The sequence below is a fragment of the Mesorhizobium sp. PAMC28654 genome (assembly GCF_020616515.1).
GTDB lineage: Bacteria > Pseudomonadota > Alphaproteobacteria > Rhizobiales > Rhizobiaceae > Mesorhizobium.
Window position 1 is genome coordinate 1265950 of sequence record NZ_CP085135.1, and the last position, 16980, is coordinate 1282929.

A 16980-nucleotide genomic window follows, 5' to 3' on the forward strand; every position below is an offset into this window, starting at 1 on the left:
TATGGGATACAGATCAACGCTTGCGAAGATTGTTGGCGCGACAGCGCTCGCGGCCATGGCGACCTCGGGTGTTTACGCGCAGAGCGCGCCGCCGGCCGGCACCGTCGTCGACGGTTCGCTGAAAGGAAAGACCCTGACCTTCGTGTCCTATGGCGGCATCTATCAGGACGGACAGGTCGCCGCCCTCAAGGAGTTCGTCGACAAGAGCGGCGTCAAGCTGCTGAACGACGGACCGACCGAAATCGCCAAGCTCCAGGCGCAGGTGGAGTCCGGCAATGTGACCTGGGATGTCGTCGACACGGACGATCTTCCGCCATTCGTGCATTGCGGAAAACTGTTCCAGAAACTCGACCTGACTAAGATCGACATCTCGAAGATCCCGGCAGGACAGGTCGGTGAGTGCAGCGTGCCGGCGATGAACTACGGCGCAATTCTCATGTACAAGAACGCCACCTACAAGGACAATCCGCCAAAAGACTGGAAGGACTTCTTCGACACCAAGAAATTCCCGGGCACCCGCGCCATCGACGGCAGCGGAAGCCCGATCGGCGGCCTTATCGAACAGGGCATCCTGGCCGATGGCGGCTCGGTCGAGAAGATGACGGCCGCGGATATCGACAAGGGCATAGCCAAGATCAAGGCCATCGGCCCGGACACGATCTTCTGGAAAACCGGCGCTGAATCCCAGCAACTCGCCGAATCCGGTGAAGCCGACATGATCATCATGTGGACGGGCCGCGCCATGACGGCAGTGAAGAATGGCGCCGCCTATACTCCGGTGTGGAAGGACTGGCTGGTCGTCATGGATCAGCTGACCATCCCGGTCGGGGCCAAGGACACCGACGCGTCCTACGCGCTGATCAATGCCTATCTCGGCAAGAAGTCGCAGGAGATATTGACCGAGCAGACCTCCTATTCGCCCATCAACACCGAATCACAGCCGAAGGTGGATGCTTCCGTCGCCGCCTTCCTGACCAACTCGCCCGACCACGCCAAGCAGGGCTACCAGCAGAACATCAAGTTCTGGGTCGCCAATTTCGCGGCGGCGTCCGACAAGTGGACGGCGCTGATGGCCGGCAACTGAGCCAGCTGGATCGCGAGGCAAAGGCGTGAGCCAGAAATCGCAAATATCCACGGCCGGGGACGCAAATCCCCGGCCGGCGGGCGGCGCGCCTGCATCGCGGCGGCGCCCGTGGCTTGCCGCCTATCCCTCGCTGCTGGCGATGCCGGCCTTGCTGTTGCTCATCGCTGCCATGGGCTATCCGCTGCTGACCGTCACGCTGCGCAGTTTCTCGGACCCCGCCTGGGGCTTGCAGAGCTACGTCTGGTTCTTTTCCACACCGGTGAACGTCACGGTTCTGTGGCGCACCTTTTCCATCGCGGCATGGGTCACCATCGTCTGCGTGATCGCAGCCTATCCCTACGCCTATCTCATGACCGCGGTCGGGCCGCGCCTGCGGCTGGCCCTCATCCTGTGCGTGCTGGTGCCGTTCTGGGTCAGCGGTGTCGTGCGCACCTTGGCCTGGGTCATCCTGCTGCAGGATTCCGGCATCATCAATTCGCTCATCAGGCTGCTCGGCTTTGACGGCGTGAAGCTTATCCGCACGCAGACCGGCGTCGTCATCGGCATGGCGCAGGTCCTGCTGCCCTTCATGATCCTGCCGCTCTATTCGGTCATGCGCGGCATCGACCTGCGCCTCGTCCAGGCGGCGCGCAGCCTGGGCGCGCGCCCCCCGCGCGCCTTCCTGCAGATCTATCTGCCGTTGTCGCTGCCGGGCGTATTCGCCGGCGCCATCATCGTGTTCATCCTGTCGCTCGGCTTCTACATCACGCCGGCTCTGCTTGGCGGGCCGCGCAGCACGATGCTGTCGACGCTGGTGCAGAGCCAGGTTCTCAGCCTGCTCAACTGGGGTCGCGGCGGCGCCATGGGCGTCGTGCTGCTGGTTGCAACCTTCGTGCTGCTGGCGCTCGCGGCACCGCTGATGCGCCAACGCCACAAACAGGCGTCCCGATCATGAAGACGCCCTTCCGCATCATACTTGGCCTGTTCTGCCTGCTAGTCGCCGTCTGGCTGGTGATGCCGACCCTGGTCATCATCCCGATGTCGTTCAACGAGAAGAAGTCGCTGGCCTTCCCACCTTCGGGCTTCTCCTGGCAGTGGTACGAGAATTTCTTCACCAACCCCGATTGGCTGTCGAGTTTCTTCAATTCGCTCAGGGTAGCAAGCCTCGTTGCTGTTGCCGCGACGTTGATTGGCACGCTGGCCGCGCTCGGCCTTGGCCGCATGAAGCACTCCGGCGCCGGCCTGCTGCGCGCCATCCTGATCACGCCGATGATCGTGCCCGGCGTGGTCCTGGCGATCGGCATCTATGCCGTCTATCTCGATTACCAGCTCGTCGGCACCACCATCGGCTTCGTCATCGCCCACACGATGCTGGCGATCCCCTTCGTCATCATCGCCGTGTCGGCAAGCCTCGAAGTGTTCGACGTGCGGCTGGAGACCGCCGCGGCAAGCCTAGGCGCCAACCGCTTCACCACGTTCCGCACCGTGACCTTGCCGCTGATCGCGCCTGGCATCCTGTCCGGCCTGCTGTTTGCCTTCGTGACCTCCTTCGACGAAATCATCGTCGCGCTGTTCATCACCAGCCCCTATCTGAAAACCCTGCCAGTGCAGATCTTCACCAGCATCACCCGTGATGCCGACCCCACGGTGACAGCCGTCGGAACGATCATCTTCATTGCCACGACGCTGATCATCAGCGCCGGGCTGATCATCAGCTCTAAATCGAAGAGGAGTTGAGATGTCTGCGTCCAACACCAGAGAACGCGGCGCGGCCATCGACATTCAAGGCGCCACCAAGCGTTACGGCAATTTCACCGCGCTCGACGACGTAAGCCTGCATATCGAGCCGGGCGAGTTCATGACATTGCTGGGCCCCAGCGGATCAGGCAAGACCACCACGCTCAACGTCGTTGCTGGTTTTACGGACCTGACCTCCGGCGACCTGGCCGTAGGCGGGAAGAGTATCGTCGCCCTGCCCGCTCACAAACGCAACATCGGGGTGGTCTTCCAGCACTATGCGCTGTTTCCGCACATGACCGTCGGAAAGAACGTTGCCTATCCGCTCACACTGCGCGGCATGGACAAGCAGGCGCGCGACCGCCATGTCGCGCGCGCGCTCGACATGGTCAAGATGGCCGATTTCGCGCATCGCTACCCAGCCGAGCTTTCCGGCGGCCAGCAACAGCGTGTGGCATTGGCCCGCGCCATCGTCTTCGATCCGCCCCTGCTTTTGATGGATGAGCCGCTCGGCGCACTCGACAAAAAACTTCGCGAATGGCTGCAGTTGGAGATCAAGCGCATCCATCGCGAACTCGGCACCACCTTCGTCTATGTGACGCATGACCAGGAAGAGGCGCTGGTTCTGTCCGACCGCATCGCGGTGTTCAACCAGGGGCGTATCGAACAGGTGGGAACCGGCCGCCAGCTCTATGACGAGCCAACGACCTTGTTCGTGGCGAAGTTCATCGGGGAATCGACCAGTTTGCGCGGCGCCGCGGAAACTTCAGGCGGCGAGACCAGCCTGACGATTGTCGGCCAGAAGATCGTGGCCAGGGGAAAACTCGCCAGCGGTCAGAAGCCGGTGGTCCTGCTGCGGCCGGAGAAACTGTCGCTTGCCAGCGCGAACGCGCCTGTGGCCGACGGGCAGAACAGCCTCACCGCTCAGGTCAGCGAAGCGATCTATCTGGGGTCCGGTTCGAAATACCAGGTGACGCTTCGCGATGGTTCAGTGGCCGTCGTGCGCGCGTCGCTCGAGGCCAAGTCTTTCTCTATTGGCGACACAGTCGATCTGCGCTGGTCGACCGTCGATGCAAAACTTCTTGCCGACGACGACCGCGCCGACATGACAATGACCTGACACCTCTTTCCACCACAGGATTTTAAACATGGATGCCAAGGTCAACGGCAACGTCTCGTTCTGGTATGCCGACATTGGCGGCCTGCCGGCCTATCGCGCGCCGCTTCCGGGCGATCTCGAAGCCGATGTCTGCATCGTGGGCGCAGGTTATACCGGCTTGTGGACGGCCTATTACCTGAAGAAGGCCGATCCTTCGATCCGCATCGCCATCGTCGAAAGGGAATTCGCCGGCTTCGGTGCTTCCGGCCGCAATGGCGGCTGGCTGTCCGGAGGTTTCAGCTGGTCGCGCGAAAAATATCTGAAGGCGTCGACCCGTGGCGCCGTCATCGACATGGAAACGGCCATGCATGGCACGGTCGACGAAGTGATAGGGGTGACCGAAGCCGAAGGCATCGATGCCGACATTCGCCGCGTCGACAATTTGACGGTTGCGACCAACAAGCCGCAACTCGAGCGGATCAAGGCTGCCTATGCGGAAGCGATCGGCTGGAGCGTGCCGCGAGATCGTGTCAGCCTGATCGGCCAGGAAGAAGCCACGGCCCGCATCAACATCAAGAACGTGCTTGGCGGGTTCATTCATCATGGCACGGCGCGTGTACAGCCAGCCAAGTTGGTGCGCGGCCTGTCCGAAGCGGTCGAGCACCTTGGCGTGCCGATCTACGAACAGACGACCGTGACCGGCATCGAAAAGGGAAAAGTCACGACCAATCGCGGCACGGTGCGCGCTCCCACGATCATTCGTGCCACGGAAGGGTTCACGGCCGGCATTCCCGGCAATGAGCGGCTCTGGCTGCCGCTTAACAGCGCCCAGATCATCACCGAGCCGCTGCCGCAATCGCTGTGGGACGAGATCGGCTGGAAAGGCCACGAGCTCCTGGGCGACGCGGCGCACGCCTATTGCTATGCCCAGCGTACCCGTGAAGGCCGCATCACCATGGGCGGGCGCGGCGTGCCCTATCGCTATGGTTCACAAACGGACGTGCGTGGCCAGACGCAGCAGGCGACGATCGAAAGCCTGCATGCGATCCTCACCCGCCTTCTGCCGCAGACAGCCAAGCTTCGTATCGACCATGCCTGGTGCGGCGTGCTCGGAGTGCCGCGCGACTGGTGCACGACGGCCGGTCTTGACCCTCAGACCGGCATAGGCTGGGCTGGCGGCTATGTCGGGCTCGGCGTATCGAGCTCCAACCTTTCGGGCCGGACGCTGCGCGACCTTATCCTTCGCCGCGACACCGAACTGACCCGCCTGCCCTGGGTCAATCGCCGGGTTAGCAAATGGGAACCGGAGCCCATGCGATGGCTCGGCGTCCACTCGATGTACCAGCTCTACCGCGTGGCCGACGAGCGTGAGGAAGCCGGCCTCGAACACACATCGAAACTGGCAGGGATCGCCGACCGCATCACCGGACATTGAACCCGCTGCGGCACCTGCCAATCCGTACATAAGTCCTAAAAGCATTTTTCAGTGCCTGCCCGGAGACCGCCATGATTGACTTCCAGACCTTTGCTCACCTCACCTCCATCGATCTCGGCGCGCCCGAGCCCAAGCCGACGTCGATCAGCGGCGATCAGGTCGAATCGTCCGTGACATTGTGGGCCTCGCCCGACGGGACATTGGAAGTCGGCGTCTGGGAATGCACGCCCGGCCGGTTCACGGCCTCGCGCGACACGAATTCCGAAACCTGCCACATCGTGTCAGGCCGGGTCTCATTGCACGGCCCCGATGGTCGCAGTGAAGACGTCGGCCCCGGTGAGATGCTCGTTCTGCCCAAAGGCTGGCAGGGCGAGTGGACCATTCACGAGAAGACGCGAAAACTCTACATCCTGCACTCCGAGAGGGCGTGAGCTGAATCCATTTCTGGTCGGGTTTGCAAACCGGCGCGGGTCGGATCAAGCCAGAGGCTTGTGATCAGTCACGCGGGGCCAGATCGAAATGTCGTGGAAACGCCTGATGCAGCAGCATCAGCATCGTCTTGCGCAGCACATCGGACCGGCCTTCCGGTGGGTTCAAATGATCCCAGAACCATGCACCGTGAACGAGATAGTTGAGGCTTTCGGCCAGCGTGTCCGTATCGACGTCGCTGTAACCGCCGATGTCAGCGATTTCGACGAGGAATTCACGCGCCTCGGCGGTGTAGGCGAGATCATTCGGCATGCCGATCTCATTGTAGATTTGCATGCTCTTGCGATCGCTGGAAAAGACGACGAACACCGACACCCATTTGGGATGCAGTCGTGAAAATCGCTGCGCGCATTCGAGTGCACCCATCAGCCGCTGGACGGGTGACAGGCCCGGAGTTCGGACCAGGCTCGCCCACAGTTCGTCGTACTGGTCGCTGAGATACTGCAGCACGGCCCTGAAGAGGTTCTCCTTGCTGCGGAAGTGGAACACGACCAGCGCGTTGGACGAGCCGACATGCTCGGCAATGCGTTGCATGGTGACGGTCGCGAGTCCCTCGTCCGCGATGAGCTCGATCGTGGCCTCGATGATCCGCTGAATGCTCGCTTCGCCGCGTTCGCGCCGACGATCCCTGAGGCCGGGGGCGGGTTTCGAACCCTTGCCCTCGGCCGGTGCAACCTTGCTGATCTCCGGTGCCACGGTTGCCTTGCGTTGCGCCATCTTCTTCCAGTCCTGTTCGAACCCTGCAGTGGACATTTCGCCGGCTCACCATGGCTGGAGCCGGCGCGCAAGCCCCCGTTGCAGGTGTTACTTATACACGATCAAAGCACCGGTCGTGTTTGCGCGCTCGCGTACCATTGGCCCCGCGCCGTTTCATAAGCCATTGCTGCCTGAAACACATCGGCGTCACAATAGGTGCGGCCGACGATCTGGATGCCTGTCGGCACGCCATTCGCCGCCCTGCCCGAGGGTATGGACAGAACCGGGCAACGGCTCATCATGTTGAACGGCGTCGTCATCACCCAGCCAAGCGACGGGTTCACCTGCGTTCCGTTGATCTCGACTGTGTCCTTGGAGTGATCGAACTCAGCCGGCACGGCGGGAATCGCGTTGGTCGGGCAGATCAGAACGTCGTATTTTTCCAACAACGGACCCAGTGTCTGGTACATCCTGGCCGCCACCTCCAGGGTTGCGACAAAGTCCGTCGCCTTCGACTTCTGCCCGCCCTCGGCGAACTGACGCGCATAGCTCGTCATGTCCTTGCCGTGTTCCTGGAGCAGTTGGGAGAGCGACGCGCCGAACAGATGCTCCAGATAGGCCATGCCGGCCTTCAGCACCTCGTCGCCCCAACCCAGATCGACTTCCTCGACCGTAGCCCCCAACGACCGGAACACATCGCACGCCGCGAGCGTGTTCTTGCGCACCTCCGGATCCACCTCATAGGAGCCGAGGTCCATGGAAAACGCGATCCTCCAGCCGCTGATCGGCTTGTAATCAAGCGGCAAGCGCAGCTTGGGCCGAAGCGTGGCAATGTCGAGCGGGCTCGGTCCCGCCATGACATTCTGCAGCAGGATCGCGTCCTTCACGTTCCGCGCCAAGGGTCCGGTATGACAGTAGAAATCGAGATTGAAAGGGGGCTCATCGGGATTTCGGCCATAAGGCGGCTTCAAGCCGACAAGGCCGCAGGCAGAGGCCGGAATTCGGATTGATCCGCCAATGTCCGAGCCGGTTGCAATCGAGGATGTGCCGGAGGCCAGTGTCGCCGCCGCGCCGCCGGACGAACCGCCCGGCGTGAAGTCCGGATTCCACGGGTTTCGTGTGACGCCCCAGCGCCTGGACCAGGTATAGCCGGCGCAGCTGAACTCCGGCGTAGCGGTGCGCGCATGCACGATGCCTCCGGCCTTCATGATACGCTCGTTCATCGTCGAGGTGTGTCCGCCGATGGCGTCCTTCGACAGAAGCGAGCCATGCGAGGTCGGCTTGCCCTTGATGTAGCTCTCGTCCTTGATACCGATGGGCAGGCCTTCAAGAGCGCCAGTCCTGGAGCCCTTGGCGTATTTGGCCTCGGCTTTTTTGGCCAGATCCAACGCCTCATCAAAATGGGTGAAGGTGAAGCAGTTGATCGTCGGCTTCGTCGCTTCGGCACGGCGAATGGTGGCCTGCATCAATTCGACGGGCGAAAGTTTCTTCGCCTTGAACAGCCGCAGCGCTTCGCTGGCCGGCATGTAGCAAAGGTCGAGATCGGTCATGAAAATCTCCTGCGATCACCGGATCGCGTTTTTTGCTTGAATGAAGGGAGATGGCCGCGCCGCACGTCGCGGCGCGGAGAAACCCGGAGCCAGGCTATTTCTGGAGGTCGGTCCAGATCTTCGTGTAGAGCGCCTGCACATTGGACGGGCAGGCCTGCATGAACTGGCCCTTGGCAGCGAATTCAGCCGGAACGTTCACTTCCGGCGCATTCTTCATGTCGTCGGGCATGAAGGCTTCCGAGCCCTTGATGCCGTTGGCGTAGCGCGCGAAGGCCGAGATCAACGCGGCGTTCCGCGGGTCCATGATGAAGTTCTGGAAGAGCTTGGCATTCTCGACATTCTTGGCATCCTTGAGGACGGCGACATTGTCCATCCAGATGGGGAAACCCTCTTTCGGATATCCGTAGACGATCTTGTCATTCTGCAACCGCTGCCGCAGGGATATGCCGTTCCAATTGACGCCGGCGGCGATGTCACCCCTGCCAAGGCCGTCGACGGCCGCATAGTCGAGCGAAAGCCATTTCGCCTTCGCCTCGATCAGCTTGTCGTGGACCTTCTTCAGCACCTGCATATCGTCGGTACAGTATTTGCCACCTTCGTAGGCGATGGCCAGGAACATGATGTCCCCCATTTCGGGCACGACATTGATCTTGCCGACGAGTTCGGGCGGCGGATCGAGGAAGATCGCTGAGGTGTTGATGTCGCCGGAGTAGACCGACTTGTTGACCGATACGCCCGTCGTGCCCCATTGCCACGGAACAGTGTATTTGCGGCCCGGATCGAAAGGCACGTCAACCCATCTCGGATCGACGTTCTTGAAGTTATCCATCTTGTTGGGGTCAGTCTCCAGCAGCAGACCCTCGCTGATCCAGACCGGGATGACGCTGGCCGAAGGTACCACGATGTCATAACCGGAAGCGCCCTGCCGCACCTTGGCAAGCGCCGTGTCATTGGAATCGAAGTCGGTGACGGTAACCTTGACCTTGTAGGTCTCCTCGAACTTCTTGATGAGATCGGGGCTGGTGTAATTTCCCCAATTGTAGATGTTGAGTTCGCCGTCGGCACGTGCAGCGCCCGCGCACAGCAGCGACAGCGCGACGGCCGTCGCGGTCAGTTTCCAGTTCATACTACTTGCTCCCATTGTTGGGACCGGCGGCAACGCGGCCTCAGGTCCGTTTCCTGCTGAAGAAAAGGAAGGCGGCGACGCCTTTCGCCGCAACGGCAAGCCAGATGGCTGCCAAGATATTCCCCTCGCGCTTCTAAGTGGCCATTCACCGGCAAGCCGGCTGTCCAACCCGATCGACAGCCATAGGGATAACATGACTAACTATACAGTCAATATGTTTTCGGTGCACCGTTACTGCGGGATAGTCGCATCGACCCGGAGGTCAATCGCGTGAGATAGGTCGCTTTGCGGATCGCTTTCGAACCGCTGTGCACCGCGCTGACTTCAGGTGCTTCGAGGCGGGAACAATCTGGGCAGTGGGAGGAAGACTAAGAAGTGTTTTGCGGGTGAATTTTGATGAGCCCCATCAGAACCAGGCTTTGCCACAACCAAGGAAAGCCCCGACGTTTGTGTCCGCTTTCACAGCGAAATGGACGAAGCCTCCGGCGTGGATCGTTCCGCCGGAAGCTCCAATCCGCCGCCTACTTTTCAGAAGAGATCAGTCAACGTCTTCCGAAGTAGATTGCCGGTCGCGGAGCCTCTATGCACCTGCAAGTTGATCGGGTGCGGTCGCCCTTGTGAACGTGTTCCTCACCCTGACCGACTTGTGGACGTAAGCGACCCAAATGCCGGTCAGCACAAACGACACGATAGGTGCGACCAGCGCGTCGCCTGTGAGCACCTGGTTCATCGGAACGCTCAGAACCGCCGAAATCCAAATCGTATCCAGGAGAAACAAGACAGGTATTGCAATCCACTGATACAGAAACAACTGCCTGAAGCGGAAACTGCGCCGCAGCATTGCAACCAACACAACCACCTGAAGGGCCAGGAACGCCAGCAACAGGCCAACCTCTCCATACGTCGCCAAGGCGCCATTCGGGAGCGTCATGAGTTTTTGGTAGTCGTCACTCGACGTGCCCAATATCGCGAGCGTGCGCAATGGAGACAGCGCCTGACCGATCGCCAGAAGCATCAGCCAACCTCCAAACCCCACCAGGCTCGCTGGATTCTGTGAAGGCTTACTCGCCGACCGAACAGCAAAGAAGACAGGCACGCCAATCAGAAGCAATAATATTACCCAATGCCATATGGAAAATTGCATCAACCCCTCCCTTTAATGCACCCCTGGGTTGTATCATGTTTTGGCCTCGACTCAAGAGGAGTTCGAACGAACTCGCGCGCGCCCCTGACCGAAAAGCCCGCCTCTCCTGCCCTGCCGACAGGAGCCGCCGTCACACCGCAATCGCCGCAACCAGTACCCGGTTCTGCCGGCGTATCGCGAGCCGCAACTCGGGAATCCTCGCTTCTTCGCGCTTTACGAACTCGATGAACATCATGTTCATGTTGTTGAAGATCAGCTCGCCCAGCGCCTGCCCGTCGATATCCTGCCGTACAAGGCCAAGCGACTGCAGCCGGGCGATCAGCGCGCTGATCTGTTCGGTCAGCGACCGGTCGAGCGCGGTGTAGGCCTGGCCGAACGGGCTATCGGGCAGCTGCGTCGAGATCGCCATCGCCTGCCGCCACATCTCCTTGCTGAGATAGTGCAAGGAGTGTTCAATGTAGATGCCCACCAGCGTGTCCAATGCGTCGCCGACATTGGCCGGCGGCTTGGCAACCACGCCGCGCCCGGCATTGAGCACTTCGTTGACCTCAAGCGAGACGATGGCGCCGAGGATGTCGCCCTTATTCTGGTAGTAATTGTAGATCGTGCCGACCGACACTTCGGCCTGCGTGGCGATCGCCTCGATCTTGGCGCCTTCATAGCCGGCATCGCGGAAAAGTTCGGCCGCCGCCTCGATGATGCGCCGGTGACGATCCGCCTTTTGCCTTGCCCGCAATCCGCTCATATCAGCCTCTTGCCACAAAAATAGAATTGACTCAATTTTGAAATTGGTTCAATTTTTTACAAGAAGCCACAAAGGCAAGGGAGAACACTCGATGTCCATGAAATCCACATCCATGAATCCGCCGTCTGCCCTGAAGACCCGGCTGCGCACGGCATGTGCCGCTACGGCACTTCTGCTGGCGGCGCGGCATCGCTCAGGCCGCCGATCTCAACGCGCTGATCTGGTGCGATCATTCGGACCCGGCGCTGCTGCAGCCCTTCGAGCAGGCCAACAATGTCAAGGTCAACGTCAAGGAATTCGAGGGCACAGGCGCTGGCCTCGCCATCGTCGAACAGTCGCAGCCGGGTGACTGGGACGTGATGGTGATCGACAGCATCGATGTGCCGCGCGGCGTCGAAAAGGGCCTGTTCGAGCCGCTGCCGGAAGACAAGCTGCCGCTGGCCGACATGTTTCCACAGGTGAAGATGGACGGTTCCACCATCGTCGGCGGCAAGCGCTACGGCATCACCGAAAAGTTCGGCTACAACACAATCGGCTACAACAAGACCAAGGTCGATCCGGCCGACATGCAGTCTCTGGCATCGCTGACATCAGACAAATACAAGGGCAAGGTCGCCATCTACGACTATTATCTGCCGGTCATCGGCATGGCCGCGCTTGCCATCGGCAAGAAGACGGCGGACCTGACCGAAGCCGACCTGCCTGCCCTCAAGGCCGAGCTTCTGAAGATGAAGGCCAACGCCAAGCTGGTCGGCGAGGTCACCGCCAGCCAGACCGCGCTAGCGACGGGCGAGGTCGACATCCTCGTCGGCGGCGGTGAGTGGGTGACCGCGGGATTGGCCAAGGAGAACCCGGCGTTGGACTTCTCGATCCCGAAGGAGGGTGCTGTGCTGTGGTCGCAGTCGCTGGCCATGTTCAAGGACTCCAAGAACAAGGACATGGCGCTGAAGTTTATCCAGTACGTCATGAGCCCCGAGGGCCAGGCGCGGCTTGCCACCTCGTCCTGCTACTGGGGCATGCCGTCCAACACCAAGGCGGCGCTGACCGACGACCAGAAGAAGGTCCTGCGTTTCGACGAACAGCCGGAATTCCTCGCCCGCGCCCAGGCCTATCCGGCGCCGAACGCCGATCTCGACAAGAAGATGCAGGACATGTGGACCGAAATGCTGCAGGCGAAGTGAGCGACGCCGCTCATGAACTCGGCTGGAAACAACGGGCGTGCCCTGCCCTGGGCGCTGGTCACGCCGGCGCTAGGCTGGACGCTGCTGTTCTTCGTCCTGCCCTTGATCGCCATGGGGCTTTCCAGCCTTACGGCGCATGAAGGCGGCGGCTTCACGCTGTCCAATTACAGCCAGTTCTTCACCAACCCGTCCTATTGGCAGGCGATGGTGAATTCACTGCAGGTCACCGTGATCTCTGTGCTGCTCGCCTATCCCTTCGCCTGGATCCTGGCCGAGCAGGTGCCGGAACGCTGGCAGCGGCTGGCGCTGATGCTGGCGGTGCTGCCGTTCTGGACTTCGTATGTCGTGCGCTCCTATTCCTGGCTGCTGGTGCTCGCCCAGAACGGCGTCATCAGCCGCGCGCTGACCGGCTCCGGGCTGCTCTCCGAACCGCTGCAACTCGCCAACACTCGCTTCGCCACTGTCACCGGCTTCGTGCATTTCTTCGTCATGCTCTTGACGCTCACGATCTTCGCAAATCTCAAGCAGCTCAGCCCCAGCTATCGCAAGGCCGCCGCCGATCTCGGCGCGGGGCCGGTGCGCACCTTCCTGCACGTTGTCTTGCCGCTGACCTTGCCCGGCATCATGGTCGGCGCTTTCCTCACCTTCGTACTGTGCATCGGCGACTATATCACGCCGCAGATCCTCGGCGGCAACAATGAGCTTCTGATGCCGCAACTGGTGATGATGCAGATCGGCCGGCGCGGCGACTTTCCCCTTGCCTCGGCGCTGGCAATTATCCTGATGGCGGTCGTCACCATCGCCTATCTCGCCTGCGCCCGCTGGCTGAAGATCGAGCGGGCGTGACCATGCGCCAGATTGTCCGCATCGTTTCGTGGCTATACGCCCTTGCCGTCTACGCCTTCATTTTCCTGCCGGTGGTCGTGCTGGTGCTGTTCTCGCTGCAGGCAACGTCGTTTCCGATCCCGCCCTTCACCGGTCCGTCGCTGCGCTGGTACGAAGCCGTTCTGTCCGACACGACTGACCTCGGCGCTGGTCAATTCTCTGCTGGTGGCGTCCATCTCGTCATTCGCCGCCGTCACGCTCGGCTTCCTGTCCGCCTGGGGTTTCGCGCGCTTCGTCCTGCCGGGCTCAGGGCTGCTGCGCGGACTGATCACGCTGCCGCTGACGGTCAGCTACCTCATCATCGGCATGGGACTGCTGGTGCTGTTCAACTGGGCCGGCGTCCCGAAGTCGCTGGTCTCGGCCGGCATCGGCCATGTTGTGATCAACCTGCCGCTCTGCTTCGCCATCATCTACAGCCAGATGGGCGACCACCAGATCAACATCGAGCGCGCCGCGCGCGACCTCGGCGCACCGGAATGGAAGGTGCTGCTTCTAATTACTGTCCCGGTGATGGCGCCCGCCATCTTCGCCGGCTTCTTCCTGTCGATGACATTCTCCTGGGACGAGTTCGTGATCTCCTTCCTGCTGACGCGCTTCGACACGACGCTGCCGGTGGAAATCTGGAACCTGCTGCGCTCGGGACTCAATCCCAAGACCAACGCCGTCGGTTCGCTGGTCTTTGCCGTCTCCATCGTGCTGGTGGTGCTGTTCGAACTGACATTGTTGCGGAGAAAGCCGGCATGAGCGCCCCCCTTGTCGATATCCGCAACATCTCGCACCGTTTCGGCCAGCTTGCAGTGCTGAAAAACGTCTCGCTTGCCATCGAACCCGGCAGCTACACCATCCTGCTCGGGCCGTCCGGCTCCGGCAAGACGACGCTGCTCTCCATTCTCGGTGGCTTTGTCAGCCCTAGCGAAGGCAAGGTGTTCATCCGTGGCGAAGACTGCACCTCGGTGCCGCCGGCGAAGCGCCCGACAACGACCGTGTTCCAGGACTATGCCCTGTTCCCGCACATCAGCGTCGGCGGCAATGTCGGCTTTGGCCTGCGCATGCGGGGTGTCGATGGCCCGACGCGCGCCGCCAGGGCACGTGACGCTCTGGCGCTGGTCGGCCTCGCCACTGCCTTCGACAAGAAGCCGCACCAGCTTTCCGGCGGCCAGCGGCAGCGCGTGGCGCTGGCGCGCGCTCTCGTCGTGGAGCCTGCGGTTCTGCTGCTCGACGAACCGCTCGGCGCGCTCGACCTGAAACTGCGCCGGCAGATGCAGGATGAACTGAAGGCGATCCAGAAGCGTGTCGGCACGGCTTTCATCCATGTCACCCACGACCAGGAAGAAGCGATGGCCTTGGCCGATCATTGCGTGGTGATGAATGACGGGCGCATCGAGGACGAAGGGCCGCCCGAGCGCGTCTATGCGAGGCCGGCGACGCGCTTTTCGGCGACCTTCATGGGCGAGAGTACGCTTGTCTCGGGAACAGTGACAGCGGCGAGCGACGGCACAATCACGGTTGCAACGCCCGCCGAGCCGATTTCGCTGCGAGGCAGCTTGCCTGTGGGCACGGCCGTCTCCCTGGCTATACGACCGGAGCATCTCATCCTTGGCGCGACTGGAGGCACAGCAGTGCTCGGCATGGCCAAGGTGAGCGACGTGGTCTTTCAGGGCAGCTTCAAGCGTGTGCTGGCGGTGTCCACCAAGGACCCGGCGCTGCACTACATCGCCAAGGTTCCGGCCGCCGCCAGCGTTCAGCCGGGCGACACGGTCGCTGTTTCATGCAACGCTGACGACATCAATTTGTTGGCGAACTGAGTCATGTCTGAATTTCCCGTCATAGGCGCCGTCGCTTGGTACGAGACCATCCGCATGAGCGATGGCGTCACGCTGATCCACGAGCCGTGGATCAAGCCGTTCTTTCGCTGCAACATGTGGCACGTACGCGGCCGCGACCGCGATCTCCTCTTCGACACCGGCCTCGGCCATTTCAGCTTGCGCTCTCATGTGCCGATGGTAACGGAGCGAAAACTCACCTGCGTCGCCAGCCACACGCATTTCGACCATATCGGCTGCCACCATGAATTTCCGGATCGATGCGTACACGCGGCCGAGGCTCAAATCCTCGCCGATCCGCGCAACGAATGGACCGCCGCCGGCACCTACGCGACCGACGAAATGTTCGACGGCATGCCGGAAGGCTGGGACACGGCTAGCTACAGCATTCAGCCCGCACCCGCCGACCGCCTGCTCGCGCATGGCGATGTCGTCGATCTTGGCGACCGTGCCTTCGAGGTGATCCACACACCCGGCCACTCGCCGGGCGGCATCGCGCTCCACGAGAAGAAGACCGGCATCCTGCTTTCCGGCGATATCATCTATGACGGCCCCTTGATCGACGACGTCTATCACTCTGACATCGATGATTATATCGCAACATTGGTGCGCATGCGCGACCTTGATGTCTCGATCGTGCATGGCGGCCATTTTCCGAGCTTCGGCAAGGTGCGCTACCGCCAGCTTGTCGATGAGTATCTGGCGCAAAAGCGGCAAGCCGGCTGCCATCTGCTGAAGACGCGATAGTTGCGTGTTTCAGCATAGTGACCAGTTGGGCAAACCGGCCGGCTATGCTCAGCGCCGGGCCTCAGCGACAGCAGCCGTAGCGCGCTCTTGGGGAGCGGACGCCCCGACCGCGATCTGCTCTCGAAACCATTCGAGGGTCAGCCTGATGCCATCCCGATAGCCGGTTTTCGCTTCCCAGCCCGGAAGGACCCGCGTGGCCAAAGTCAGGTCCGGGCAGCGGTTGGTCGGGTCCTGCGGAAGCGGCGGATGGTGCTCGATGCGGCTGCCTGGAACAAGCGAGCAAACGAACTCCGCAATCTCCAGGACTGAAATCTCGCAATTGTTGCCGACGTTGAGCGGTCCCCGATGATCAATGGGGTCGCGCCAGAAGAACCGCTCCAGTCCCTCGACAATGTCATCCACATAACCCCAGCTCCGCGATTGCGAGCCATTGCCATGGACAGTCACGATCCCGGTTGTCAGCGCCTGGCAGATGAAATTCGATACGGCGCGGCCGTCATCGATGCGTGTGCGCGGTCCATATGTGTTGAACAGCCGCACAACACGAATGTCGAGGTTGCTGACGCGCTGCTGTTCGAACAGCAACGCTTCCGTGCAGCGCTTGCTTTCATCATATGACGACCTGGGGCCGGTGCAATCCACGGAGCCCCTGTAGCTCTCGGGTTGTGGAGAGACCAGGGGATCGCCGTAGACCTCCGAGGTTGAAGCAAAGCAAAAACGGCCGCCTGGCTTGAGCACGGTCAAAAGATTGAGCGCTCCGCCAATGTTGGCCCTGATGGTGCGCGCCGGTTCACGCATGTACCACACCGGCGACGCCGGCGATGCGAGATGTATGATCTCGTCGAAGCGATGCCGCGACACGAAGCTTTCGGCGTCCTGAATTTCCAGGCCAAGGAGAGGATCATCGATATGCGCGATATTCCCCAGCAATCCGGTCCAGAGATTGTCGACTACAACCAGTCTTTCCAGATCGGTACGCAGCAACAGGCGGTCGATCAAATGTGAGCCGAGGAAACCGCAGCCACCCGAAATCAGAACGCTGCGCATGGAAGCCTTCCTCTCGATATCGGCCATTCAACGCCAGCCGATGCCTTTCCAACGAACGCAAGATAGGCGTTTCGCCCGCCATCAATCCTGTCCGCAAAGTGGGTTCATCTACGCTGCTACGCGCTGTGATTGCAACGCGCGAGCCGGATTTTGCCGAGCATGGTTTGCTGGACTGGAGATGGGCATGGCGCGCCAACGACATCGCCAGGAAAG

General features: G+C 61.3%; 15 protein-coding genes and 2 pseudogenes. 11 read left to right on the forward strand and 6 right to left on the reverse strand.

The annotated features are described in order from the left end of the window. The first annotated feature begins 1 nt into the window (after position 1). The 6 genes from LGH82_RS06450 to LGH82_RS06475 all read left to right on the forward strand — a co-directional run bounded on the left by LGH82_RS06450 (position 2) and on the right by LGH82_RS06475 (position 5765). Complete coding sequence (locus LGH82_RS06450; RefSeq protein WP_413771430.1) at positions 2-1084, forward strand: extracellular solute-binding protein; 1083 nt, start codon at positions 2-4, stop codon at positions 1082-1084. A 25-nt stretch (positions 1085-1109) separates the two neighbouring features. Further along, positions 1110-2018: an ABC transporter permease gene (locus LGH82_RS06455; protein WP_227347736.1), complete on the forward strand. Its 909-nt coding sequence runs from the start codon at positions 1110-1112 to the stop codon at positions 2016-2018. Continuing rightward, entirely contained in the window at positions 2015-2800 is a 786-nt protein-coding gene (locus LGH82_RS06460; protein ID WP_227347737.1) for an ABC transporter permease, read from the forward strand. Before LGH82_RS06455 ends, LGH82_RS06460 begins: the two co-directional genes overlap by 4 nt. Position 2801: 1 nt before the next feature. After that, positions 2802-3920: an ABC transporter ATP-binding protein gene (locus LGH82_RS06465; protein WP_227347738.1), complete on the forward strand. Its 1119-nt coding sequence runs from the start codon at positions 2802-2804 to the stop codon at positions 3918-3920. Between the two features lie 28 nt (positions 3921-3948). Then, positions 3949-5334, forward strand: coding sequence for an NAD(P)/FAD-dependent oxidoreductase (locus tag LGH82_RS06470; protein ID WP_227347739.1), 1386 nt, complete (start codon positions 3949-3951; stop codon positions 5332-5334). Positions 5335-5405: 71 nt separating this feature from the next. Beyond that, positions 5406-5765, forward strand: a complete 360-nt coding sequence (locus LGH82_RS06475) for a cupin domain-containing protein (protein ID WP_227347740.1) — start codon at positions 5406-5408, stop codon at positions 5763-5765. A 64-nt stretch (positions 5766-5829) separates the two neighbouring features. On the opposite strand, the gene LGH82_RS06480 is transcribed toward LGH82_RS06475, so the two are convergent. The 5 genes from LGH82_RS06480 to LGH82_RS06500 form a co-directional block, all read right to left on the reverse strand. Then, positions 5830-6576, reverse strand: a complete 747-nt coding sequence (locus tag LGH82_RS06480) for a TetR/AcrR family transcriptional regulator (protein WP_227347741.1) — start codon at positions 6574-6576, stop codon at positions 5830-5832. 65 nt (positions 6577-6641) lie between these two features. Continuing rightward, complete coding sequence (locus LGH82_RS06485) at positions 6642-8069, reverse strand: amidase (protein WP_227347742.1); 1428 nt, start codon at positions 8067-8069, stop codon at positions 6642-6644. 94 nt (positions 8070-8163) lie between these two features. Next, entirely contained in the window at positions 8164-9195 is a 1032-nt protein-coding gene (locus tag LGH82_RS06490; RefSeq protein ID WP_227347743.1) for an extracellular solute-binding protein, read from the reverse strand. A 580-nt stretch (positions 9196-9775) separates the two neighbouring features. Then, on the reverse strand, positions 9776-10339 hold the full coding sequence (locus LGH82_RS06495) for a DUF2569 family protein (RefSeq protein ID WP_227347744.1): 564 nt from the start codon (positions 10337-10339) through the stop codon (positions 9776-9778). A 130-nt stretch (positions 10340-10469) separates the two neighbouring features. After that, positions 10470-11084: a TetR/AcrR family transcriptional regulator gene (locus tag LGH82_RS06500; RefSeq protein ID WP_227347745.1), complete on the reverse strand. Its 615-nt coding sequence runs from the start codon at positions 11082-11084 to the stop codon at positions 10470-10472. A gap of 91 nt (positions 11085-11175) precedes the next feature. Here LGH82_RS06500 and LGH82_RS06505 point away from each other — a divergent pair. The 5 genes and pseudogenes from LGH82_RS06505 to LGH82_RS06525 all read left to right on the forward strand — a co-directional run bounded on the left by LGH82_RS06505 (position 11176) and on the right by LGH82_RS06525 (position 15720). Continuing rightward, positions 11176-12265 (forward strand): annotated as a pseudogene (locus LGH82_RS06505) (spermidine/putrescine ABC transporter substrate-binding protein). Between the two features lie 12 nt (positions 12266-12277). After that, positions 12278-13111 carry an ABC transporter permease gene (locus LGH82_RS06510; protein ID WP_227347746.1) on the forward strand — a complete coding sequence of 278 codons (834 nt, stop codon included), beginning with the start codon at positions 12278-12280 and terminating at the stop codon, positions 13109-13111. Between the two features lie 2 nt (positions 13112-13113). Then, positions 13114-13894: pseudogene (locus LGH82_RS06515) on the forward strand (ABC transporter permease). Further along, complete coding sequence (locus LGH82_RS06520) at positions 13891-14955, forward strand: ABC transporter ATP-binding protein (protein ID WP_227347747.1); 1065 nt, start codon at positions 13891-13893, stop codon at positions 14953-14955. The pseudogene LGH82_RS06515 and the gene LGH82_RS06520 overlap by 4 nt, the downstream one beginning before the upstream one ends. A gap of 3 nt (positions 14956-14958) precedes the next feature. After that, positions 14959-15720, forward strand: a complete 762-nt coding sequence (locus LGH82_RS06525; protein WP_227347748.1) for an MBL fold metallo-hydrolase — start codon at positions 14959-14961, stop codon at positions 15718-15720. Between the two features lie 48 nt (positions 15721-15768). Here the strand turns inward: LGH82_RS06525 and LGH82_RS06530 are convergent, their stop codons facing one another. After that, positions 15769-16767 (reverse strand): NAD-dependent epimerase/dehydratase family protein, encoded by a 999-nt coding sequence (locus LGH82_RS06530; RefSeq protein WP_227347749.1) that lies wholly within the window; start codon positions 16765-16767, stop codon positions 15769-15771. Positions 16768-16980: the final 213 nt, after the last annotated feature.